Source organism: Streptosporangium sp. NPDC002721, from assembly GCF_042888905.1.
Lineage (GTDB): Bacteria > Actinomycetota > Actinomycetes > Streptosporangiales > Streptosporangiaceae > Streptosporangium.
The window spans coordinates 219,680-240,836 of record NZ_JBIAQI010000017.1 but is presented as its reverse complement, the minus strand read 5'-3'; the positions used below and the strand labels follow the sequence as shown (position 1 = coordinate 240,836).

Below are 21,157 nucleotides of genomic sequence, written 5' to 3'. Positions count from 1 at the left end.
GCGGCTCGCTCCTCCCGCGAGGCTCGCTCCTCCCGCGAGGCTCGCTCCTCCCGCGAGGCTCGCTCCTCCCGCGAGGCTCGCTCCTCCCGCGAGGCTCGCTCCTCCCGCGAGGCTCGGTCCGGTTGGGACTCGAAGATCAGCGGTTGGTCTCGCGAGCTCCGCCGGGCCTGGTCAGGTTGGCCGACATCCTCGTCAGAGCGTCGATCGTGGCCAGGTACTCCTCGGCGCCGATCCCCGCGGTGAGACGGACGCGGTCGGTGCTCACCCGCCGCCGCAGGCCTTCGTGCGCCCGGAAGCCGCGACGGTGACGTCCGTCGCCGGCCGGATGGGCGTCGACCAGCCCCGCGCCAGCCGCCTGGTGGCCAGGGCCGTCGAGGCGGGGCTGCTTCGCAGGGTGGCCGACCCGGTTGACGGCCGCCGCAGCACGCTGGAGCTCACCGAATTGGGCGCCGGGCACGCCGAACGGGTCCACCGCTTCCGCCGTGAGGTCTTCGACGCGGCGATGCGCGGCTGGTCCGGGCGGGAAGGGAGGAGTTCGCACGCCTGCTCACGGCCTTCGTCGCGGAGCTGGGCCGACGCCACCCGGAAGGCTGACCCCTCTGCCCGAGTGACGGCGCGGGGAGGCCACCGGGTGGGGGTCTTCTCGCTCACCGGCTGTGCGGCCCGGCGCGGCCGGACGATGCCGTGGCGGCGGAACGCCCGTGACCGGCGATCGGTGCGAGGAGCCGGGCCACCACCCGCAGAGCGCCATAGCGTCGGCCCACCTGGAGGGACGGCGGGCGAGAACCGGGTGACGGAGAAACCTCGTCGGTCGCGACGAGGGCCGACGTGGCGCCTCCCGGCGGGCTCCGGTGTACCGGGCCGGGAGGCGCCGGGTCAGTGCGTCACCTGGAGGTCACTGCCAGGTGTCCAGGCGGCAGCCGTCGGTGGTCTTGCCGTTGTTGCAGTGGTTGAGCTGGAGGGCGTCGAGCTGGTAGACGAAGCTCTGGCCGGCGGGGCTGACCACCGAGAGTTGGACGCTCGCCGCTCCGGCCGGGGCGGTCGCCCTGTGCCGGTATTCCGTCCAGGCGCCGGTCAGCGCGGTCACCGGACCGTCGCTGGTGGAGATCAGGGCATTGGACGAGTTGTACCAGGACAGGCGCAGTTTCACGTTGCCGGAGGTGGCGGTGGTCATCTTGGCGAAGAACTTGTAGGCCTGGCCGGCGGTCACCGCGGGTTTGCGGGTGACCGATACGACGCCGTCGGCGTACGACTGCACGTTCATGGTGAGCGACCGGCGGCCGTCGTAGTGCTTGGCCGAGATCTGTGACGTCGGGCCGGGCGGGGTCACCTGGATCCAGCCGCCGCCCGAGACGCTGAACCCGGTCGGGGTGGCGTACGGCGCGTCGGCCTCGACGGTGCGTTCCTGCGCGGTCAGCAGGTCGTTGCTGTAGCCGATGTCGCAGCAGGTGGGGGTGGTGAAGTAGGGCCAGGCCGCGACGTTCACCTTGCGGGTGTCACCGGCCTCGTTGCCGGTGTAGAAGGTCGCCGTGGTCTCGCTCGGGTCATAGTAGTTGTTGAAGTCATGGTCCAGCTGCCAGTCGTAGGCCGGGTTGGACATGACGTCGGGATAGCTGAGGTGGTCGACGGTCTCGGTGACCTTGGGATGGTCCACGTAGAAACCGTCCGCGGCGAGGTGGGTCAGTTCGTGCAGCATGGTGGCGCTGGACCATTCGTCGGTGGTCGCCGCGCACGTCGTCGTGCACCAGGCGGTCGCGGTCCCGTTGAAGTCCTCGAACACCACGTACTTGCGGTTGGCGTTGTCGTATCCCGCCGCCCCGAGATCATCGGTGATCTTGTCCACCGTGGTCTCGCCACCGATCACGCCGGCCTCGATCTTCTCCGGTACGACCAGCGCGCGGGCGTAACCGGAGTAAGTGCCGGTGTCGTAGCCGGTACGGCAGCTCAGCTTCAGGTGCTGGTCGTAGTTGGTGGAGTCGTCCAGCTCCAGGTCCATCCGGTCGACCAGCTTGGCGATCTGCTCGACGTGGGTCTCGTAGTTGTTCCCGCCGCCGTCGTGCCAGGCGTAGATCACCTGGACGGCCTGGGTGCTCCCGCTCGCGTTCTTGGGGTCGGACAGCGTCGTGGTGCAGCCACGCTTGGGCACGTCGGCGTCCACCGGCAGTGTGTAGGGGCCGGTGGGTTCGTTGATGTACGGCGGCGCGAATGCGGCCGCCGGACTCGCCATGGCCAGAACGAGTCCCCCCGCGGCGATCGCCGACATGATGCGACGCAGTTTCAGTGACAAAGATGCCCCTCCCGTTGAGAAACCATGATCGGGAGAGTAATCAGCGCCACTGGCGAAACAAATACCTCATTTCGCACATCTTCAAACTTGCGGATAAGTGTACGATCTTGGCCTGATATTAGGTGGTCCGTAATTAAAAGTGTAATACCAATAATGGTTTCGGTTGACCGTCTCTTTCTGACAAAAATCCTGATAATATATTTTATGTGGATTTAATTACTCGTGTCCATAGAAAAGATATTTTGTGCCATGTGACGGATTCAGCGAACCGGTAGGGGGTTCCCCGTGGCAACCGGTGAGAATTCAGCGGCCATGGCTCTGAGCTGCGGTTACCGGCCGCGTGTTCGAGTAGTGATCATTTGGTTCGGCGGGCTCGTGTCAGTGGGCGAGGCCCAGCGGATCATCGCCTCACCGGTCGGCGGCCGATGCTCATGATCGCGAGCGAGCCGCCGGTAGGCCGTCGGCGGAGTCCGGCACCGCGGCCGAAGGCTCGGCCTGGCGGCCGGACCCCTCACGGACTCCTTACGGACCCGTCGGCGCGGTACGTCCATGATCTGCTGGGTCACTCCCTGGTCTTCCCAGCACACGAAGTGCCGGTAGACGGTCTGCCAGGGCGGGAAGCCGGTCGGAAGCCCCCGCCGAAAACAGCCGGTACGCACCACGTACACGATCGCGGGCCTGCCGGGAGTTCTCGGTGCCCTGTCGCCTGTAAGACCCGGCCCCGTGCGAGCGGACGGGGCCGGGACGGCGGAAATCGGAATGTCCGCATGGCCGGTTGGCGGGTACCCTGCGCGAGGACCTTTGAAAGGAAATCGTCGTGGGGCACGTTGAGGTTGGCCATCTGACATACGTCCTGCCGGATGGGCGGCCGTTGCTGGACGACGTGTCCTTCCGGGTCGGCGAGGGGGTCAAGGCGGCACTCGTCGGGCCCAACGGGGCGGGCAAGACGACCCTGATGCGGCTGATCGCGGGCGACCTGCAGCCGGTCGACGGGAGCGTCGCGAGCTCCGGCGGCCTGGGCGTCATGCGGCAGTTCATCGGCAGCATCCGCGACGGCAGGACCGTGCACGACCTGCTGGTCAGCGTCGCCCCGCGGCGCGTGCGGGAGGCGGCCGAGCGGCTCGACGCCGCCGAGCTCGTGATGATGGAGCGCGAGGACGAGAAGGCGCAGATGCGCTACGCGCAGGCCATCACCGACTACACCGACGCGGGCGGCTACGACATCGAGGTGCTCTGGGACACCTGCGCCATGGCCGCCCTCGGCATGCCGTACGACAACTGCAAGTACCGCGAGGTCAACACGCTGTCGGGCGGCGAGCAGAAGCGGCTGGTGCTGGAGGCGCTGCTGCGCGGGCCCGACCAGACGCTGCTGCTCGACGAGCCCGACAACTACCTGGACGTGCCGGGCAAGCTCTGGCTGGAGCGGGCGCTGCGCGAGACGGCCAAGACGGTGCTGCTGGTCAGCCACGACCGCGAGCTCCTGGCCAACGCCGCCGACCGGATCATCACCGTCGAGTCCGGCAACATCTGGGTCCACGGCGGGGGCTTCCGCTCGTACGCGCAGGCGCGCAGGGAGCGCAACGAGCGCCTCGACGAGCTGAAGAAGCGCTGGGACGAGGAGCACGCCAAGATCAAGCGCCTGGTCCTCATGCTGAAGCAGAAGGCCAAGTACATGGACACCATGGCCGCCGCCTACCACTCGGCCCAGACCCGGCTGCGCAGGTTCGAGGAGGCCGGGCCGCCGGAGGCGGCGCCCAAGGAGCAGTTCATCAGCATGCGGCTCAAGGGCGGCCGGACCGCCAAGCGGGCGGTGATCTGCGAGAAGCTGGAGCTCACCGGCCTGATGAAGCCGTTCGACCTGGAGATCTGGTACGGCGAGCGGGTCGCGGTGCTGGGGTCCAACGGCTCGGGCAAGTCGCACTTCCTGCGCCTGATCGCCGGGGAGGAGGTCCGGCACACCGGCGTGGCCAGGCTCGGCGCCCGGGTCGTCCCCGGCCACTTCGCCCAGACGCACGCCCGTCCCGAGCTCATCGGCCGGACGCCCTGCGAGATCGTCATGACCGAGCACGCCCGGCTCAAGAACGAGGCGATGAAGGTGCTGTCCCGCTACGAGCTGGCCGGGACCATCGCCGAGCAGCGCTTCGAGACGCTGTCCGGCGGCCAGCAGGCCCGGTTGCAGATCCTGCTGCTCGAACTGTCGGGCACCACCCTGCTCCTGCTGGACGAGCCGACGGACAACCTCGACCTGGCCAGCGCGGAGGCACTCCAGGAGGGGCTGGACGCCTTCGACGGGACCGTGGTCGCCGTCACCCACGACCGTTGGTTCGCCGATGACTTCGACCGGTATCTGGTCTTCGGCGCCGATGGGAAGGTCTACGAATCATCCGAACCGGTATGGGACGAGGCCCGGGTGGTCCGGCAGAGGTAAAGACTCGGGCCGTTTGCGGCGTGTCCAGGTGGGCGGGGGTCCATCACCGGTTATCACGGCTACGTGACGCACAGCACCCGAATCGTCGGCGCCCTCGCCCTCCTTCTCCTCGTCGGATGCGCCGGATGCACCGACGACGACGAGGAGACGAAGCAGGCCGCCGCGCTCCAGCCCCTCGCGGTCAGGGAGCAGGCCTCGTCCATCATCAAGGGCGATGATGGGTACGTGGTGAACTGGGCCGGGGTGCTCGCCAACCCCAACCCCTGGCACTTCGGCGAGCACGTCGTGGCCACCGTGGTGGCGAAGAACTCCGAGGGCAGGGAGGTCGTCCGGCTGGAGCAGCCGCTGGACGCCGTTCCCCCCGCGGGGGCGCTCCCCTTCACCGGCCAGGTGGTGACCCAGGACAAGCCCGCCACCGTGAGCATCGCGTACCGCCCGGCGCGCTGGCACCAGGCGGGCCGGATCGTCTCGGCCTTCCAGCCCTTCCCGGTCCGCGAGGTGCTGACCGACCGTACGGCCGACGGCGACTATCTCGTCACCGGCTACGTCGGCACCCCGTACGTGATACCGGCCCGCAGCCTGGCCGTCACCGCGCTCCTGCGCGACAAGCGGGGCAAGCTGCTCGGCGGCGGGAGCACGTTCGTGGACAACGTCCAGGCGGGGCAGAAGCGCCGGTTCATCCTGCAGATCAAGAGCGTCGAGGACACCCGCGACATCGCCTCGGCCGAGGTGACCGCGCGCACCTGGGGGTCGAGCAGCCGCCCCTTCGAGCAGCTCGCCCTCGGTGGCTCGCTGCCCCTGAACACGACCAAGCCGAAGATGCCGCCGTTCGCCAAGGACCGTGGCAGGCAGGCCCCCCTCGCGGGCGCCGTCCGCCCGTGACCGTTCGTCCGTGATCATCCGTCCCTGACCGCTCGGCCCGTGACCGCTCGGCCCGTGACCGCTCGGCCCGTGACCGCTCGGCCCGTGACCGCTCGCCCGTGGCCGGGAGTCCTTCCTCGATGTACCGATAGGGGGGATTAATTCGATTAAATAGCTATTCATCAATATTTATGATTGCTGTCAACGGCATGCTTTTACTTGGTTCATTGACGCTACGGAGACAATCCGAGTTACCGTCCGTGAATCGCTGGAATTTCAGCTCACCCAGCGTTTACCTTCGATTACATGACTGACAGTGTCCTGGTCGCGGCGTTGTGCGCGCGGAGTCCCGGAGCCCTCGCCGATCTCTACGACTCATACGCGGAAAGCGTCTACCGATACTGCCGTTCAATGCTCGCCACCTCCGACGCCGCGGAGTCGGCGCTCCTCGGCACCTTCGTCGCCGCCGAGGCCCATATTCACGCGCTCGCCGACTCCCGTCGGCTGGAGGCGTGGCTGTACGCACTCGCTCGGGGGGAGTGCGTACGGCGTCATCGCGCGGAGGGGCCCGACCCGGTGGTCCCCGCGCCGGTGACCCCCGTCCCGGTGGTCGCCGCCGGAGGCGACGCGGACCTGCGGGTGATGGCGTGGAACGCCATCCGGAGCCTGTCGCCCGACGATCGCGAGGTCCTCGACCTGAGCTGCCGGCACGGCTTCGGTCCCATCGACCTCGCCGCGGTCCTGGGCGTCACCCCCAAGGTCGCCGGCGCGCTGTACGAGTCGGCGAGGGAGCGCCTGCGCGACGTCGTCACCGCGGAGGTCCTCGTCCGCAAAGGGCCCCACGACTGCGCGACCCGGGCCCGCATGCTCGCCGGCTTCACCGGCGAACTCACGCCGGAGACGCGCGAGCGGGTCATCCGCCACGTGAACCGCTGCGACACCTGCGCCCCGCACCGGGTCAGGCAGGTCTCCGCGGCCAAGGTCTTCGACCTGCTCCCCCCGGTCGCGCTCCCGCCCACGCTGCGCGCGTGGGTGATGGGCCACTTCACCGACCCCGAGCGGGTCCCCTACCGGCGCGACGTCGCCCGCCTGGCCGGTCCCCTCGACGGCGCCGGGTTCCCCGTCCGCGGGGTTCGCGGAAGCCGCCGGCCCTACGCGCTGGCCGGCGCGACGGCCGCGGCCGCCGCCGTGGCGGCGCTGGTCATGGTCCTCGCCCAGACCGTGGTCGACCGGGGAGACGCGGGTTCCGGCGTCGCCTCGGGCACGTTCCCGGTGGTGGAACAGCCTCCGGGCGCCCGGACACCGGAGGGGCCCCGGCGGGGAGGCGTGTCCGTGCCGCTGGAGTCCGTCGGGGAGGGGGTGGCCGTCGAGCGGATCGGCTCGCTCGGGACGACGGAGCCGGTCAGCGCCATCGGGCCCGCATCCGAGGACGACCGGCGGGGAGAGCGGGGTCCGGCCGACCCTCGGACGGAGGTCTCGCCCTGGCGGCCCGATGACGGATCCTCCGGCGACGGGCCGGCCGATCCCGCCCGCCCCGCCCACGAAGAACCTTCGGATGACGGACCGGACACTCCGGCCGAGCCGCCCTCGCCCGTGTCGCCCGTGTCGCCCGTGTCACCCGTGTCGCCGGTGCCGCCCGGATCCTCCGGGGCCGGCACGCCGGACAGGCACCACCGCGACCACCACGGACACTCCGCCCGCCGCTGCGGGATCACCCACCGACCGGCGGATCCGGTGCCCTCGGAGTCGAGTCCGGCACCTCCGCGTGCGAACCCGAGGTTCCCCAGAGGGGAGCACAGGCCCCCGCGCGCGATCCCCCGGCCCCCGCGGACCGATCCGGAGCCCCCGCGGGCGAACCCCCGGCCCCCCGGCACGGACTCCTGGACCTCGCGGGCGACCCTCCGGCCGCCGTACGCCGATCCGCGACGCCCGCGTGCGAACCACGGCCACCCGAGATCCGGTTCGCGGCAGGTCCCCGACGGTTCCCAGCAGGCTCCCGCCGGTCCGAGGCGGCCCTCGGACGGCGCGGGTCACGCGGAAGGTCCCGACAGCCGGAGCCCGGAACGAATCTCCACCAGATCGGGCCGGGGACACACCCCGGACGGCACGGGCCAGGGGCGGGCCTCGGGCGACTCGGGCCTCGGACGGGCCTCGGACGGTGCGAGCCGCGGGCGCGCCTCGGAGGGCGCGGGTCAGGGGCGATCGTCGGGCGACTCGGGCCAGGGGCGGTCCTCGGAAGGTTCCCCGTCGGCTTCCACCGGTACGAACCCCGCCACACCGCCCTCGCGGCCGGAGTCCCCGGCTCTCCCCGGGGCGGCCGGCACGTCGGCCTGACCCACCTCACCTGCTGACCGGCCCTGACTCCCCTGTCCCCGGCCATGGTCTCCCTGTTCCCGGCCCGCTCCGGACCTCCACCGGGCGGGCCGTACGGATGTCCGGGGAGAAAACCACCGCGCACCCGCCGAGCGGGAGGTCGGTCGCGGGATACGGGGACCGAAACCCTGGTCGGCGGGGGTATTGTGGCGGGCGGTGACCACGAGGCGTGAGTGGCATGTGTGCGGAGAGTGACGAACGGGAATGTTGAGGTAGGCCGCCGCCTGGCACGCGGCGACGTGCCGTGTCACGCGGTGGGACCGCGACACGCAGTGGGGCCGCGACACGCGGTATTCGAGGGGGACTCCGGGGGAGACGCATGCATCCAGTCAGACGGCGCCGTCATGCCGCCGCGGTGGCGGGCCTCGCCTGTTGCCTGATCGCCGGGCCGGGGCTCCCCGCCGGCGCTGTTCCGGGCCGGCCGGGCCCGACCGACGACGCCGCTCCGGGCGGCGTGTCGGGCCCGTCGGCCGATGAGGTCGCCGACGCGCGGGCGCTGGCCCGCGAGCGCGGCGAGAGGCTCGGCTCGACCACGGTCCTGGTCGCCGAGGCGCAGGCCAGGCTGGAGGAGCTGGTCGCCCGGGCGGAGCGCCTCGTCGAGTCGTACAACGGGGAGCTGGTCAGGACGGCTCGCGCCAGGGAGGTCGCCGAGCAGGCGGCGGAGCGGGCCAGGACGGCGGGCTCCCAGGTCGGGGAGGCCAGGGAGGCGGTAGCCGCGATCACCGCGCAGAGCTACGGCGGCCTGGACATCACCCAGCCGATGATGGCCATGATGACCGACAGCGGCGGCCCCACCGACGACGGCTACCTGCGCAGGGCCAGCATCCTGGCCCACATGGGCGGGGGACAGGCGGAGACGCTCAAGCAGCTGCGGGACGCCCAGGAGGTCTTCGCCATCCTCCAGGCGCAGGCTGACGACGCCTACGCCGCGCAGCGGGAGGCGCAGGCGAGGGCCGAGGAGGCGAAGGTCGCGGCCGAGGAGGCCGTCGCCGGGCAGGTCGACGAGACCAGGCGGATCAAGGAGGAGCAGGCCCGGCTGGAGAAGCTGGCCGCGGAGGCGCGCGACACCGCCGACCTGCTCGCCAGGAGACGCGAGGCGGCCCTGGAGCAGGCCAGGATCGCCAGGGAGCAGGCCGAGCGCGCCCGATACCAGGCGGCCGCGATGCGCCGCGAGGCGGCGCGGATGGCGGTGGCCTCGGGAGAGTCCGCGTCGCGCTGGGCGCGCGACGTGGCGGCCGGTTCCGCCAGGGGCGACATCGCCGCCGACTGGGCGCTCACCCAGCTCGACAAGCCGTACGTGTGGGCGGCCGCCGGGCCGGCGGCCTACGACTGCTCGGGGCTGACCATGCGGGCCTGGGAGCGGGTCGGGATCGCCCTGGACCACTGGACCGGCACCCAGTGGACGGCGGGCCCGCACGTGCGGCTCAGCGAGCTGCGGCGGGGCGACCTGCTCTTCTACGGGCAGATCACCAGCAACCCCGGCGACATCCACCACGTGGGGATCTACATCGGCCGGGGGCTGATGGTGCACGCCCCGCAGACGGGAGACGTGGTCAGGGTCGCGCCGATGTGGCGCAGCGACCTCGTGGGCGCGACCCGTCCCGCGTGACGACCGGCCGAAGAAGTGACCGGCCGAAAGGCGATCGGCCGAAAAGGACGACCGATCAGAGAACGACCAACTGAAGAACGATCGATCGAGGAACGACCGGCCAGAAAGCGACCGGCCGGAGAGCGACAGGTCGAGGAATGACCGGCCAGAGAACGACCGGCCGGAGAGCGACAGGTCGGGGAATGACCGTCCGGAGGATGACCGGCCAGGGGGCGGCCGGTCAAGGACCGGGTGATGACCCGGTCACGAGTCAGTGCTTTCCGTGGACCTCGTCCTTGGCGCGCTTGATGGAACGGACGATCTCCTCCTCGGCCTCCACCCTGCCGACCCAGTTGGCGCCCTCGACCGACTTGCCGGGCTCCAGATCCTTGTAGACCTCGAAGAAGTGCTGGATCTCCAGGCGGTCGAACTCCGGGACGTGGTGGATGTCGCGGATGTGTTCCATCCGGGGGTCGGTGGCGGGGACGCACAGGACCTTGTCGTCGCCGCCCTTCTCGTCGGTCATGCGGAACATGCCGACCGCCCGGCACTTGATCAGACAACCGGGGAAGGTCGGCTCCTGGAGCAACACCAGGGCGTCGAGTGGATCACCGTCCTCGCCGAGGGTGTCTTCGATGAAGCCGTAGTCGGCGGGGTACTGCGTGGAGGTGAAGAGCATGCGGTCGAGCCTGATGCGGCCTGACTCGTGGTCCACCTCGTACTTGTTCCGTTGCCCTTTGGGAATCTCAACGAGAACGTCGAACTCCACCGCGGTTCCTCCACTCAGGCCCCCGGGCACCCCCGGTTGGGCGTTAATGTCTCGTAGGCGATTTATGCCTTTTGGATACAGATGATGAGAGGACGGCGACGAAATGCGGCGTGAGCGGTGGGTGGCGTTGGTCACTCTCGTCCTGCTGCAGATCTTCGTCGTCGCGGCCGGGGCACACCTGATCACCAGCGATGTGCTGGTCGAGGGTGAGCCCGAGACGATCGTCGCGTCGGCCGAGCCGCCCCCCGTCCCGGTCATCACCGCTGGTCCGGTGCTGGCCGCGGGGGGGAACGGCCCTCTCCCCGCCAAGGGTACTTTGGCGGGACGGCTGACCGAGGCGTTGGGTGACCCCGCCCTGGGGGAAAGTGTCGGTGCCGCGGTCCTCGACGCGGAGACGGGTGCCCTGCTGTTCGGCAGCGGCGCGGCCACGGGCATCACCCCCGCCTCCACCACCAAGGTCGTCACCGCGGTCGCCTCGATGGCCTCGCTGGGACCCGACACCAGGCTGAACACCCGCGTGGTGCGGGGGGCCTCGCCCAATTCGATCATCCTTGTCGGCGGCGGTGACCCCACCCTGGCGAGTCCCAGGACGGCGGGGAACTCGGTCTACCCCCGGCCCGCCTCGCTCGCCACCCTCGCCTCGCGTACCGCCAGGGCACTCAAGGCGGCCGGGGTGACCAAGGTGACGGTCGCCTACGACGACTCCCTCTACACCGGGCCGCGTACCGCCGCGACCTGGAAGCCCGGCTACGTGCCCGAGGGCAGCGTCGCCCCCGTCACGGCGCTCATGATCGACGAGGGAAGGGTCTCGCGGGACAGCGACCAGCGGGTCTCCGACCCCTCCCGCACGGCGCACGCCGCGTTCGTGTCGCTGCTGTCGAAGTACGGGGTCACGGTCTCCAGATCCGCCAGGCGATCCAAGGCCCCGGCCGGCGCGCAGGAACTCGCCCGGGTCGACTCCGCGCCGGTCTACGCCCTGGTCGAGCGGGCCCTCACGCTCAGCGACAACGACCTGTCGGAGGCGCTGGCCAGGCACGTGGCGCTCAAGGAGGGGGAGCCGGCCTCCTTCGACGGCGGCGCCGCGGCCGTCGGCAAGGTGCTGACCAGGCTCGGCGCGGCGAAGGGCGTGCGGGTGTTCGACGGCAGCGGGCTGTCGCCGAAGAACCGCATCGCCCCCGAGGCGCTCGCCCGCCTGGTCGCCGCGGCGGCCTCCCCCGCCAACCCCGCCCTGCACCCGATCATGAGCGGCATGCCGGTCGCCGGTTTCAGCGGCACCCTCGGGCACAGGTTCGGCAAGCTCCACTCCGCCTACGGGCTGATCCGCGCCAAGACGGGCACCCTCGACGGGGTCAACACCCTGGCGGGCATGACCACCACGCGGGGCGGACGCCTGGTGACCTTCGCCTTCATGGCGGACAAGGTACCGCCGGGCTGGGGCAAGGCAGAGGCGGCCCTCGACAGGCTCGCCGCCGCGGTCGCCACCGGCTGACCACGGGTTCCGGACGCGCGAGCCGGCGAAAGAGTCCGGGTGCGCGAGTCGGAAGGAGAGCACGTACGGTGGACGGTATGCAGGTGATCGACTGGGATCTTGCCGTAGCGACCGGAACGCGCCTGGTGCGCCCCGGGCCGCAAGTCAGCCGAGAGGAGGCCCGGCAGGCCGTCGCCGACTTACGGCGGCTCTCGCGCGAGGCCGAGGGGCACGTCCGCGAGTTCACCCGAATCGACACCGAGACCGCGCCGCAGGCCGCGACCATCGTCGACAGGCCCGGCTGGATCAAGGCCAACATCGAGGGGTTCCGGGTGGTGCTGGAGCCGCTCACCGAGCGGATGTCCGCCCGGGGCAACCAGGCTCCGGCGATCGTGAGCGCGGTGGGCTCGCGCGTCACCGGCGTCGAGGTGGGCGCGGTGCTGGCCTTCCTCGCCTCCCGGGTCCTGGGGCAGTACGAGCTGTTCCTGCCGCCCGACCCGACCGGCCAGGCGCCCACGGGACGTCTCACCCTGGTCGCGCCCAACATCGTCCACGCCGAGCACGAGCTCAACGTCAACCCGCGTGACTTCCGCCTCTGGGTCTGCCTGCACGAGGAGACCCACCGGGTGCAGTTCACCGGCGTCCCCTGGCTGCGCGAGTACGTCAGGACGCAGACGACCGACTTCCTGCTCGCCTCCGACATCGACCTGCCCGCGCTGCTGGAGCGGCTCCGCTCGGCCGCCGACACGTTCGCCGACGTCGTCAGGGGCGGCGAGGGCAACCTGATCGACGCGATCCAGACGCCCGAGCAGAAGGTGATCCTCGACCGGCTCACCGCGGTGATGACCCTGGTCGAGGGACACGGCGACTACGTCATGGACGCGGTCGGCCCCTCGGTGGTCCCCACGGTCGCCGACATCCGCGCCAAGTTCCACCACCGCCGCGAGGGCGGTTCCCGTCTCGACCGCACGATCCGCAGGCTGCTCGGCCTCGACCTCAAGATGAAGCAGTACGCCGAGGGCTCGGCCTTCGTCCGCACGGTCGTGGGGCAGGTGGGCATCGACGGCTTCAACAAGGTCTGGACCTCGCCGGAGACGCTTCCCAGCCAGGCGGAGATCGCCAAGCCGGAGCGCTGGATCGCCAGGGTGATCGGCACCCCGGCCATCCCCGAGGCGAGCGGCACCACCGGCTGACCGGCCCGGCCGGGCCACCCGATCGTCCGGGCCGTCCGGATCGACCGGGCCGCCCGGCCGGTCCGAGGCCGAGCGGCGGCCGGGGCGGACCCAGGGGCGATCGTGAGCAGGGCGCCCGCTTCGAGATCGGGCCGCGAGCGCGGCACCCGGTCCGAGGCCGGATTCGAGCGCGACACGGCCTCGAACCGAGATCGACCGTGAGCGGGGCGCCCGTTTCGAGGCCGGCCGTGAGCGGGGCGGTCGTGCCGCCCTTCCTTCCGAGGCCGGACAATGGCGGGCATGGGTCCGCATCCCGCCGTCGCCGACGTCCGGCGCGCCGTCCGGCTCGCACTGGGTGACCTGGAGCCGGGCGCCCTCGTGCTGGCCGCGTGCAGCGGCGGCGCAGACTCCCTGGCCCTCGCCGCCGCGCTGGGCTTCACGGCGCCCCGCGCCGGGCTGCGCGCCGGGCTGCTCAGCGTCGACCACGGCCTGCAGGAGGGGTCGGGCGACCGCGCGGGCGACGTCGTACGGCTCGCTCCCGGCCTGGGGCTCGACCTCGCCGAGGCGCTGCCCGTCTCCGTCGGCACCTCGGGAGGGCCGGAGGCGGCGGCCAGGCAGGCCAGGTACGCGGCCCTGTCGGAGGCCGCGGAGCGTCTGGGGGCGGTGGCCGTGCTGCTCGGGCACACCAGGGACGACCAGGCCGAGACCGTGCTGCTCGGGCTGGCCAGGGGGAGCGGCACCCGGTCGCTGGCCGGGATGCCCGCCCGCGCCGGGATCTACCGGCGGCCGCTGCTGGAGCTCGGCCGCGCGACGACCGTGGCGGCCTGCGCGGCGCTCGGCCTGACCCCGTGGGACGACCCGCACAACCTCGACCCCCGCTACACCCGGGTCCGGGTTCGCGAGCGGCTGTTGCCCGCGCTGGAGGACGAGCTCGGCCCCGGCGTCGCCGAGGCGCTCGCCAGGACCGCGTCCCTGTGCCGCGACGACGCCGACGCGCTGGACGCCTGGGCCGGGGAGATCTACGCCCGTGTCGCCGTACGGGATTGCGCTCTAAGCGATATCGGAACGGTGACGGTGGCCGTACGGGACCTGGAGGCGCTTCCGGCCGCCGTGCGGCGGAGGGTGTTGCGGAGAGCCGCGATCGACGCGGGGTCGCCGCCCGGCACGCTCGCGGCCTCGCACGTCCTGCAGGTCGACCGTCTGATCACGGCGTGGCGGGGGCAGCGGCGCGTAGAGGTGCCCGGGGGGGTGGGCGCGATCCGCCGGTATGACACCCTGATACTCGCCAGACAGCCAGCCAGCCCCGTTTCGTAAGGAAAATCCCAGGTGGACGCAGCCGATATGGGCAGGGACCTCTCGAAGGTCCTCATTCCCGAGGAAGAGCTCCAAGCCAAGATCAAGGAGCTCGCGAGCCGGATCGACGAGGACTACGCGGGCAAGGACCTGCTGATCGTGGGCGTGCTCAAGGGCGCGGTCATGGTGATGGCGGACCTGGCGAGAGCCCTGCACCTGCCCGTGCAGATGGACTGGATGGCCGTCTCCTCCTACGGGGCGGGCACCAGGTCGTCGGGCGTCGTGCGCGTGCTCAAGGACCTCGACACCGACATCGCCGGACGCCACGTCCTGGTCGTCGAGGACATCATCGACTCCGGCCTGACCCTGTCGTGGCTGGTCCACAACCTGAAGTCGCGCAACCCCGCCTCGGTGGAGATCTGCGCCGCGCTGCGCAAGCCGGACGCGGTCAAGGTGCCGATCGACGTGAAGTACATCGGCTTCGACATTCCCAATGAGTTCGTGATCGGTTACGGCCTCGACTACGCCGAGCGTTACCGCAACCTTCCCTTCATCGGAACTCTCGCCCCTCACGTATACGGAGCGGGCTGAAAAGTACGCCCTGCGCGAAGTAAGCCCTTCACAAACGCGACATTGCCCATAGCGGCGGGGAACACGGACCTACCTGACGTACGTTGGTAGGGCAAAGCCGGTCTGTCCGCGCGGTGACCCCGCGCGCCACGCCGGTGTACCTTCGGACAACCGAAGAGGTGGCCTCCCGCCGTCTCTGGGTAGTCAGTTGGAGCGGTTAGGGATACCGCGAACCCCGGGTTCGCCCGGGGTTGCCAGGCTCTGGTCAGGAAGGGACGGGCCCGCCGGGGTTCCGCATCGGATGGATCTCAAGCGATTTACACGTGGGCCACTGCTGTGGATCCTGGGCATCGTCGTACTGCTCCTTCTCGTCACCTCCATGTGGGGCGGTGAGGGCAACTTCGAGCGACGAGACACCTCCCAGATCATCAGCTGGATCGACGAGGGCAAGGTCTCCAACGCCAAGATCATCGACAAGGACCAGCGCATCGAGGTCACTCTGACCGACAAGAAGCGCTACTACTCCTCGTGGGTGACCGGTCAGGGCGTGCAGCTCGCCGACAAGCTCCAGGCGGCCAAGGCGGCCAACAAGCTGCCCGGCGGATACAACGTCGACGTGCCCAAGGAGAACTTCCTTCTCGGGCTCCTGGTGAGCTTCCTGCCGATCGTCCTCATCGTGCTGTTCTTCCTGTTCATCATGAACCAGATGCAGGGCGGCGGCTCCAGGGTGATGAACTTCGGCAAGTCGAAGGCGAAACTCATCACCAAGGACACCCCGAAGACCACCTTCGCCGACGTCGCGGGTGCCGACGAGGCCATCGAGGAGCTCCAGGAGATCAAGGAGTTCCTGCAGGCCCCGGCCAAGTTCCAGGCGATCGGCGCCAAGATCCCCAAGGGCGTCCTGCTCTACGGCCCGCCCGGAACCGGCAAGACCCTGCTCGCCAGGGCCGTCGCCGGTGAGGCCGGGGTGCCGTTCTACTCCATCTCCGGTTCCGACTTCGTCGAGATGTTCGTCGGTGTCGGCGCCTCGCGGGTCCGCGACCTGTTCGAGCAGGCCAAGGCGAACGCTCCGGCGATCATCTTCATCGACGAGATCGACGCGGTGGGCCGCCACCGCGGCGCCGGTCTCGGCGGTGGCCACGACGAGCGCGAGCAGACGCTGAACCAGCTCCTCGTCGAGATGGACGGCTTCGACGTCAAGGGCGGCGTGATCCTGATCGCCGCGACCAACCGGCCCGACATCCTCGACCCGGCGCTGCTGCGCCCCGGTCGTTTCGACCGCCAGGTCACCGTCGACCGCCCCGACCTGGAGGGCCGCAAGGGCATCCTCAAGGTGCACGGCCGAGGCAAGCCCTTCGCCGAGGGCGTCGACCTCGACATCATCGCCCGCCGGACGCCCGGTTTCACCGGTGCCGACCTGGCCAACGTGATCAACGAGGCCGCGCTGCTCACCGCGCGAGCCGACGAGAAGCTGATCACGATGGAGCTGCTCGAGGAGTCCATCGACCGCGTGATGGCCGGGCCCGAGCGCAAGTCCCGCGTCATGTCGGACCAGGAAAAGAAGATCATCGCGTACCACGAGGGCGGGCACGCCCTGGTCGCGCACGCGCTGCCCAACTCCGACCCGGTCCACAAGATCACGATCCTGTCCCGTGGACGCGCCCTCGGTTACACGATGACGCTGCCGATGGAGGACAAGTTCCTCGCGACCCGCTCGGAGATGCTGGACCAGCTCGCGATGCTCCTCGGCGGCCGTACGGCGGAGGAGCTCGTCTTCCACGAGCCCACCACCGGCGCCTCCAACGACATCGAGAAGGCCACCTCCATCGCCCGCCGCATGGTCACCGAGTACGGCATGAGCGAGCAGCTCGGCGCCCGCAAGTTCGGCAGCGGCAACGGTGAGGTCTTCCTCGGCCGCGAGATGGGTCACGAGCGCGACTACTCCGAGAAGATCGCCTCCACGATCGACGAGGAGGTCCGCCGCCTCATCGAGTCCGGCCACGACCAGGCCTGGGAGATCCTCGTCGAGTACCGCGACGTGCTCGACAACCTGGTGCTGGAGCTGATGGAGAAGGAAACCCTCTCCCGCGAACAGGTTCTGCAGATCTTCGCCCCGGTCGTCGTCAAGGAGAAGAGGCCCTCCTACTCCGGCTACGGCAAGCGGCTGCCCTCCAACCGCCCGCCGATCCTGTCCCGCAAGGAGCAGTCCGGCAACGGCTCGCTCCCCGCGGGCGAGGCCGGCGGCAACGGCGCCCTTCCGGCGGGGACGGGCCACCCCGACGCCTCGCCCAAGGACGTGAACTGAGCGTGGGAGGTGCCAAGCCGCTTCAGGTAGACGCGGCCCGGCTGGAGGGTGCCGTCCGGGAGATCCTCATCGCCATCGGCGAGGATCCCGACCGCGACGGCCTCCGCGACACCCCCGCCCGCGTCGCCCGCGCCTACGCGGAGCAGTTCGCCGGGCTGGGGCAGACCCCGGAGGACGTCCTAACCACGGTCTTCGACGTCGACCACGACGAGATGGTGCTCGTCCGCGACATCGAGGTCTACTCGACCTGCGAGCACCACCTCGTGCCCTTCCACGGCGTCGCCCACGTCGGCTACATCCCGAACGCGAAGGGCCAGGTCACCGGCCTGTCCAAGCTCGCCCGCCTCGTCGACGTGTACGCCAGGCGTCCCCAGGTGCAGGAGCGGATGACCTCCCAGATCGCCGACGCGCTCATGAACGTGCTGGAGCCGCGGGGGGTCATCGTCGTGATCGAGTGCGAGCACCTCTGCATGACCATGCGGGGGGTCCGCAAGCCGGGCGCCAAGACGATCACCTCGGCGGTGCGCGGCGACTTCCGCAACAGTGACAAGACCCGCGCCGAGGCGATGGCCCTCATCATCCGCTGACCGCCTCCCGCGCGCTTTCGGGAGCCCGCACAGCCTGTACGGGTGACCCCGCCCGGACCGCCATCGTCGGTCCGGGCGGGGTTTCCGCGTTGTCGAGGGCTGTCGGTGGCCGGACCCGGTCGGTGGCGGGGAAGGGCTGCGGGGCGGGGAAAGCTCCCCAGGCCGACCTTGACCGGGCTGATACCGCCACACCCGGCAGGGCCGGGCTTCTCCCCGACTCCCGGATCGAGACGGCCACGCCCGAAGGTCCCGCGAAGCCGCCGACTCCGAGTGGGGGAGAACGCATGCCGGCCAGAGGTCCCGGGCGGGACACCGGCCGAGGGCCGTCCGCCCTGTGACGGGTGTGCGGATTCGTTATGGCGCAAGCCGGACCCACGAGACGGGCGTACAGTGCGCAACGCCTAGGCTTGTCGCCATGACTACGTGGAGTGTGCCCGGGCTGCCGGACGCGGGCCGGTGCCTCGTCATGGGCGTGGTCAACGTGACTCCCGACTCCTTCTCCGACGGGGGCAGGTGGTTCGACCCGGCGGTGGCCGTGCGTCACGGCCTGGAGCTGGTCGAGCAGGGCGCCGACATCGTCGACGTCGGTGGCGAGTCCACCAGGCCCGGCGCCGCCCGGGTGTCGCTGGAGGAGGAACTCGCCAGGGTCGAGCCCGTCATCCGGGAGCTGAGCCGCGAGGGCGTCACCGTCAGCGTCGACACCATGCGGGCCGAGGTCGCCCAGATGGCCGTGGAGGCCGGGGCGAGCCTGGTCAACGACGTCAGCGGAGGGCTGGCCGACCCGGCGATGCCGAGGGTCGTGGCCGCCTCCGGGGTGCCGTACGTGGTGATGCACTGGCGGGGCCACAGCCACGCCATGGACCGCAGGGCCGTGTACGGCGACGTGGTGACCGAGGTGCGCGAGGAGCTCGCCAAGCGGGTCGCCTCCGTGCTGGCCGAAGGAGTGGCGGAGGAGCAGATCGTGCTCGACCCGGGGCTGGGCTTCTCCAAGAACCCCGAACACAACTGGGCGCTGATCGCGGGCATCGACAGGCTCGCGGAGCTGGGTTACCCGCTGCTCGTCGGAGCCTCGCGGAAACGCTTCCTGGGTCGCCTCCTGGCCGACCCGGAGGGCGTGCCGCGCCCTTTCAGTCGTAGTGACGATGCCACGCTCGCCGTGACCGCGCTCGCCGCGCAGGCGGGGGCCTGGTGTGTGCGCGTGCACGACGTCCGTCCGAACGCGGACGCCGTCCGTGTGGCTGCCGCAGTTCAGGGAGCGAGATCATGAGCGTCGACACCACCGCCGTCGAGACGGTCAACCAGGCGTTCTACACCGCCATCGAGGACGCCGACCTCGACCGGATGACCGAGATCTGGGCCGAGGACATCGAGGGTGAGCAGGTGAGCTGCGTCCACCCCGGCTGGCCGATCGTGAACGGCCGGCAGGAGGTGCTGCGCTCGTGGGCGCTCATCATGGCCAACACGCCCTACATCCAGTTCGTGCTGACCGACGTCCGCGTCATGGTCCTGGGCGACGTCGCCATCCTCACCTGTGAGGAGAACATCCTCACCGCGGGCGACGAAGGTGATTCCAGCTTCGCGGCGGGCAAGGTGGTCGCGAGCAACACCTTCGTGCGGACGTCGGCGGGGTGGCGGCTCTGGCTGCACCACGGCTCACCCGTGCTGCAGGGCGACGACGAGGACGAGGAAGAGGAAGCCGCGTGAGCGAGCGCACCGGTGAACGGCACGGCGGGGGTGGCGGCCATCCGGCGGCCGGGGAGCGGCCCGCCTCGAACGGCGGTTCCGTGACGGACGGGCGGCCCGGCGGGCGTGCCGATTCCACCGGGGGCGCGGGGCGGATCGGTGACGGGTTCGGGGCCGGTGACGGACTCGGGGCCGGTCACAGCGTCAGAGACGCTGAAGGAATCGGTAACGGGGCCGGGGGACGTGACGAGGCTCCCCTGCGGATCGACGACGGCGTCAGCGACCTGATCGGAGATCCGGCCGACGAGCCGGTCGGCGGCCCGATCGGCGGCCGGTCACTGGATCCGCTGGACCCACTGGACCCACTGGACCCACTGGACCCGCTGGATTCACTGGTGAACCTCGCCGCGGGCCCGTCCGGGGCGGTGGCGTACGGCCTGCCACCGGGCGCGTCCGGCGGGAGGGCCGCCGACCGGATCAGCCTGAGGGGGCTGCGGGTGCGCGGGCGGCACGGCGTGCTGGCGGCGGAGCGGGAGCTTGGCCAGGAGTTCGTCGTCGACGTCACCCTGTTCCTCGACACGGCGCCGGCGGCGGCCGGTGACGACCTCACCAGGACCGTCCACTACGGCGAGCTCGCCGAGGACCTGGCGCGGGTCGTGGCGGGCGAGCCGGTCGACCTGATCGAGACCCTCGCCCAGCGGCTGGCCGACGTCTGCCTGTCCCGCGAGCTCGTCCAGGCGGCGGAGGTGAGCGTGCACAAGCCCGCCGCGCCGATCCCGCTGCCGTTCGACGACGTGATCGTGACGATCACCCGGAGCCGGGCATGAGGGTGGTCCTGGCGCTCGGCAGCAATCTGGGCGACCGGTTCGACACCCTGCGGAGCGCGCTCGACGCCCTCTTCGAGAAGCCGGGTCTCACGTTCGTCGCGGTGTCGCCGGTCTACGAGACCGATCCGGTCGGCGGTCCGGAACAGGGCGCCTACCTCAACGCCGTGGTGATCGCCGAGAGCGCGCTGGAACCTCGGGAGCTCCTCGATCGTGCTCAAGGTGTGGAGAACGCCTTCGGAAGGGTCCGGGTGGAGCGCTGGGGAGCGCGCACCCTGGACGTCGACCTGATCACCGTGGGGGACGTCGCCATGGACGACCCCGACCTCACCCTGCCGCACCCCAGGGCGCACGAGCGCGCGTTCGTGCTGGTCCCCTGGGTGCGGGCCGACCCCGGCGCCGTCCTCTCCGGGCACCGGGCGGCCGACCTGCTGGCCGGTCTCGACCAGGGATACGTACGGCCACGCCCCGACCTGACCCTCCAGAGGCCCGTGTGAAGCCAACCCGTCCCGGTGCCCTCGTCGGGATCTTCCTCGTGTTCGCGATTCTCACCTGGGGACTCCTCAAACCGCTCTACTCGGATCTGCCGACCGTGCCGTGGACGGCGATCCCGACGGTGCTGCTGCTGGCGATCGGCGAGCTCTACAGCGGGTGGATGACGAAGGCCAGGATCGAGCGCAGGCCCGACACCAAGCCCGTCGAACCCCTGGCCGTGGCCCGCCTGGCCGCCCTGGCCAAGGCCTCCGCGTACGGCGGGGCGATCTTCGGCGGGATCTTCGCCGGGTTCACCCTCTACACGGTGGAGCTGCTGGAGCAGGAGGTCCCCCGCCGCGACTTCTTCATCACCGGCGGGTCGCTGCTGGCGTGCGTGCTGCTGATCTGCTCGGCCCTGTACCTGGAGCACTGCTGCAAGGTGCCCAGGGACTCCGCGGACGACGATCGCTGAGGC

19 protein-coding genes are annotated in these 21,157 nt (G+C 70.7%); 16 read left to right on the top strand and 3 right to left on the bottom strand.

The window, feature by feature from the left end; translation table 11 throughout:
- Nucleotides 1-136 precede the first annotated feature (136 nt).
- Nucleotides 137-457 (bottom strand): hypothetical protein, encoded by a 321-nt coding sequence (locus ACFYWM_RS25050; RefSeq protein ID WP_389917888.1) that lies wholly within the window; start codon nucleotides 455-457, stop codon nucleotides 137-139.
- Between ACFYWM_RS25050 and ACFYWM_RS25045 the strand changes: the two genes are divergently transcribed.
- Nucleotides 356-1,309, top strand: a complete 954-nt coding sequence (locus tag ACFYWM_RS25045) for a MarR family winged helix-turn-helix transcriptional regulator (protein ID WP_389917914.1) — start codon at nucleotides 356-358, stop codon at nucleotides 1,307-1,309. The genes ACFYWM_RS25050 and ACFYWM_RS25045 overlap by 102 nt on opposite strands.
- A 1,307-nt stretch (nucleotides 1,310-2,616) precedes the next feature.
- On the opposite strand, the gene ACFYWM_RS25040 is transcribed toward ACFYWM_RS25045, so the two are convergent.
- Entirely contained in the window at nucleotides 2,617-3,135 is a 519-nt protein-coding gene (locus ACFYWM_RS25040; RefSeq protein WP_389917886.1) for a transposase, read from the bottom strand.
- Here ACFYWM_RS25040 and ACFYWM_RS25035 point away from each other — a divergent pair.
- The 4 genes from ACFYWM_RS25035 (at nucleotide 3,105) to ACFYWM_RS25020 (ending at nucleotide 9,558) form a co-directional block, all read left to right on the top strand.
- Nucleotides 3,105-4,715, top strand: coding sequence for an ABC-F family ATP-binding cassette domain-containing protein (locus ACFYWM_RS25035; RefSeq protein WP_389917885.1), 1,611 nt, complete (start codon nucleotides 3,105-3,107; stop codon nucleotides 4,713-4,715). The genes ACFYWM_RS25040 and ACFYWM_RS25035 overlap by 31 nt on opposite strands.
- Nucleotides 4,716-4,778: 63 nt before the next feature.
- Nucleotides 4,779-5,597, top strand: coding sequence for a hypothetical protein (locus ACFYWM_RS25030; protein WP_389917883.1), 819 nt, complete (start codon nucleotides 4,779-4,781; stop codon nucleotides 5,595-5,597).
- 285 nt (nucleotides 5,598-5,882) lie between these two features.
- Complete coding sequence (locus ACFYWM_RS25025) at nucleotides 5,883-7,910, top strand: sigma factor (RefSeq protein ID WP_389917881.1); 2,028 nt, start codon at nucleotides 5,883-5,885, stop codon at nucleotides 7,908-7,910.
- Between the two features lie 358 nt (nucleotides 7,911-8,268).
- The gene (locus tag ACFYWM_RS25020; RefSeq protein ID WP_389917879.1) at nucleotides 8,269-9,558 is read left to right on the top strand and encodes an NlpC/P60 family protein; all 1,290 of its coding nucleotides are present in this window, start codon (nucleotides 8,269-8,271) and stop codon (nucleotides 9,556-9,558) included.
- A 250-nt stretch (nucleotides 9,559-9,808) separates the two neighbouring features.
- Here the strand turns inward: ACFYWM_RS25020 and ACFYWM_RS25015 are convergent, their stop codons facing one another.
- Nucleotides 9,809-10,306 carry an inorganic diphosphatase gene (locus ACFYWM_RS25015; protein ID WP_329087576.1) on the bottom strand — a complete coding sequence of 166 codons (498 nt, stop codon included), beginning with the start codon at nucleotides 10,304-10,306 and terminating at the stop codon, nucleotides 9,809-9,811.
- A 121-nt stretch (nucleotides 10,307-10,427) separates the two neighbouring features.
- On the opposite strand from ACFYWM_RS25015, the gene dacB reads away from it, so the two are divergent.
- From dacB to ACFYWM_RS24960, 11 genes are all read left to right on the top strand, one after another.
- Nucleotides 10,428-11,795: a D-alanyl-D-alanine carboxypeptidase/D-alanyl-D-alanine-endopeptidase gene (dacB, locus tag ACFYWM_RS25010; protein WP_389917877.1), complete on the top strand. Its 1,368-nt coding sequence runs from the start codon at nucleotides 10,428-10,430 to the stop codon at nucleotides 11,793-11,795.
- 77 nt (nucleotides 11,796-11,872) lie between these two features.
- Nucleotides 11,873-12,967, top strand: a complete 1,095-nt coding sequence (locus ACFYWM_RS25005; protein ID WP_389917912.1) for a zinc-dependent metalloprotease — start codon at nucleotides 11,873-11,875, stop codon at nucleotides 12,965-12,967.
- Between the two features lie 279 nt (nucleotides 12,968-13,246).
- Complete coding sequence (tilS, locus tag ACFYWM_RS25000) at nucleotides 13,247-14,260, top strand: tRNA lysidine(34) synthetase TilS (protein ID WP_389917875.1); 1,014 nt, start codon at nucleotides 13,247-13,249, stop codon at nucleotides 14,258-14,260.
- Between the two features lie 12 nt (nucleotides 14,261-14,272).
- Complete coding sequence (gene hpt / locus ACFYWM_RS24995) at nucleotides 14,273-14,830, top strand: hypoxanthine phosphoribosyltransferase (RefSeq protein WP_362695307.1); 558 nt, start codon at nucleotides 14,273-14,275, stop codon at nucleotides 14,828-14,830.
- Nucleotides 14,831-15,110: 280 nt separating this feature from the next.
- Nucleotides 15,111-17,114: an ATP-dependent zinc metalloprotease FtsH gene (ftsH, locus tag ACFYWM_RS24990; RefSeq protein WP_389917873.1), complete on the top strand. Its 2,004-nt coding sequence runs from the start codon at nucleotides 15,111-15,113 to the stop codon at nucleotides 17,112-17,114.
- Between the two features lie 2 nt (nucleotides 17,115-17,116).
- Nucleotides 17,117-17,701, top strand: a complete 585-nt coding sequence (gene folE, locus ACFYWM_RS24985) for a GTP cyclohydrolase I FolE (protein ID WP_362695303.1) — start codon at nucleotides 17,117-17,119, stop codon at nucleotides 17,699-17,701.
- A 415-nt stretch (nucleotides 17,702-18,116) separates the two neighbouring features.
- Nucleotides 18,117-18,968 carry a dihydropteroate synthase gene (gene folP, locus ACFYWM_RS24980; RefSeq protein WP_389917870.1) on the top strand — a complete coding sequence of 284 codons (852 nt, stop codon included), beginning with the start codon at nucleotides 18,117-18,119 and terminating at the stop codon, nucleotides 18,966-18,968.
- Nucleotides 18,965-19,405, top strand: a complete 441-nt coding sequence (locus tag ACFYWM_RS24975) for a nuclear transport factor 2 family protein (RefSeq protein ID WP_350972537.1) — start codon at nucleotides 18,965-18,967, stop codon at nucleotides 19,403-19,405. The genes folP and ACFYWM_RS24975 overlap by 4 nt, the downstream gene beginning before the upstream one ends.
- A 416-nt stretch (nucleotides 19,406-19,821) precedes the next feature.
- On the top strand, nucleotides 19,822-20,211 hold the full coding sequence (gene folB / locus ACFYWM_RS24970; protein WP_389917910.1) for a dihydroneopterin aldolase: 390 nt from the start codon (nucleotides 19,822-19,824) through the stop codon (nucleotides 20,209-20,211).
- Entirely contained in the window at nucleotides 20,208-20,705 is a 498-nt protein-coding gene (gene folK, locus ACFYWM_RS24965) for a 2-amino-4-hydroxy-6-hydroxymethyldihydropteridine diphosphokinase (protein WP_389917868.1), read from the top strand. The genes folB and folK overlap by 4 nt, the downstream gene beginning before the upstream one ends.
- Entirely contained in the window at nucleotides 20,702-21,154 is a 453-nt protein-coding gene (locus tag ACFYWM_RS24960) for a DUF3180 domain-containing protein (RefSeq protein ID WP_389917866.1), read from the top strand. The genes folK and ACFYWM_RS24960 overlap by 4 nt, the downstream gene beginning before the upstream one ends.
- The last annotated feature ends 3 nt before the right edge of the window (nucleotides 21,155-21,157 follow it).

Coding starts and splice junctions, on each gene's coding strand:
- tilS (WP_389917875.1), top strand. CDS start 13,247: ATGGGTCCGCATCCCGCCGTCGCCGACGTCCGGCGCGCCGTCCGGCTC.
- ACFYWM_RS25040 (WP_389917886.1), bottom strand. CDS start 3,135: ATGTCAGATGGCCAACCTCAACGTGCCCCACGACGATTTCCTTTCAAA.
- ACFYWM_RS24975 (WP_350972537.1), top strand. CDS start 18,965: ATGAGCGTCGACACCACCGCCGTCGAGACGGTCAACCAGGCGTTCTAC.
- folK (WP_389917868.1), top strand. CDS start 20,208: ATGAGGGTGGTCCTGGCGCTCGGCAGCAATCTGGGCGACCGGTTCGAC.
- ACFYWM_RS25020 (WP_389917879.1), top strand. CDS start 8,269: ATGCATCCAGTCAGACGGCGCCGTCATGCCGCCGCGGTGGCGGGCCTC.
- ftsH (WP_389917873.1), top strand. CDS start 15,111: ATGGATCTCAAGCGATTTACACGTGGGCCACTGCTGTGGATCCTGGGC.
- ACFYWM_RS25025 (WP_389917881.1), top strand. CDS start 5,883: ATGACTGACAGTGTCCTGGTCGCGGCGTTGTGCGCGCGGAGTCCCGGA.
- folP (WP_389917870.1), top strand. CDS start 18,117: ATGACTACGTGGAGTGTGCCCGGGCTGCCGGACGCGGGCCGGTGCCTC.
- ACFYWM_RS25005 (WP_389917912.1), top strand. CDS start 11,873: ATGCAGGTGATCGACTGGGATCTTGCCGTAGCGACCGGAACGCGCCTG.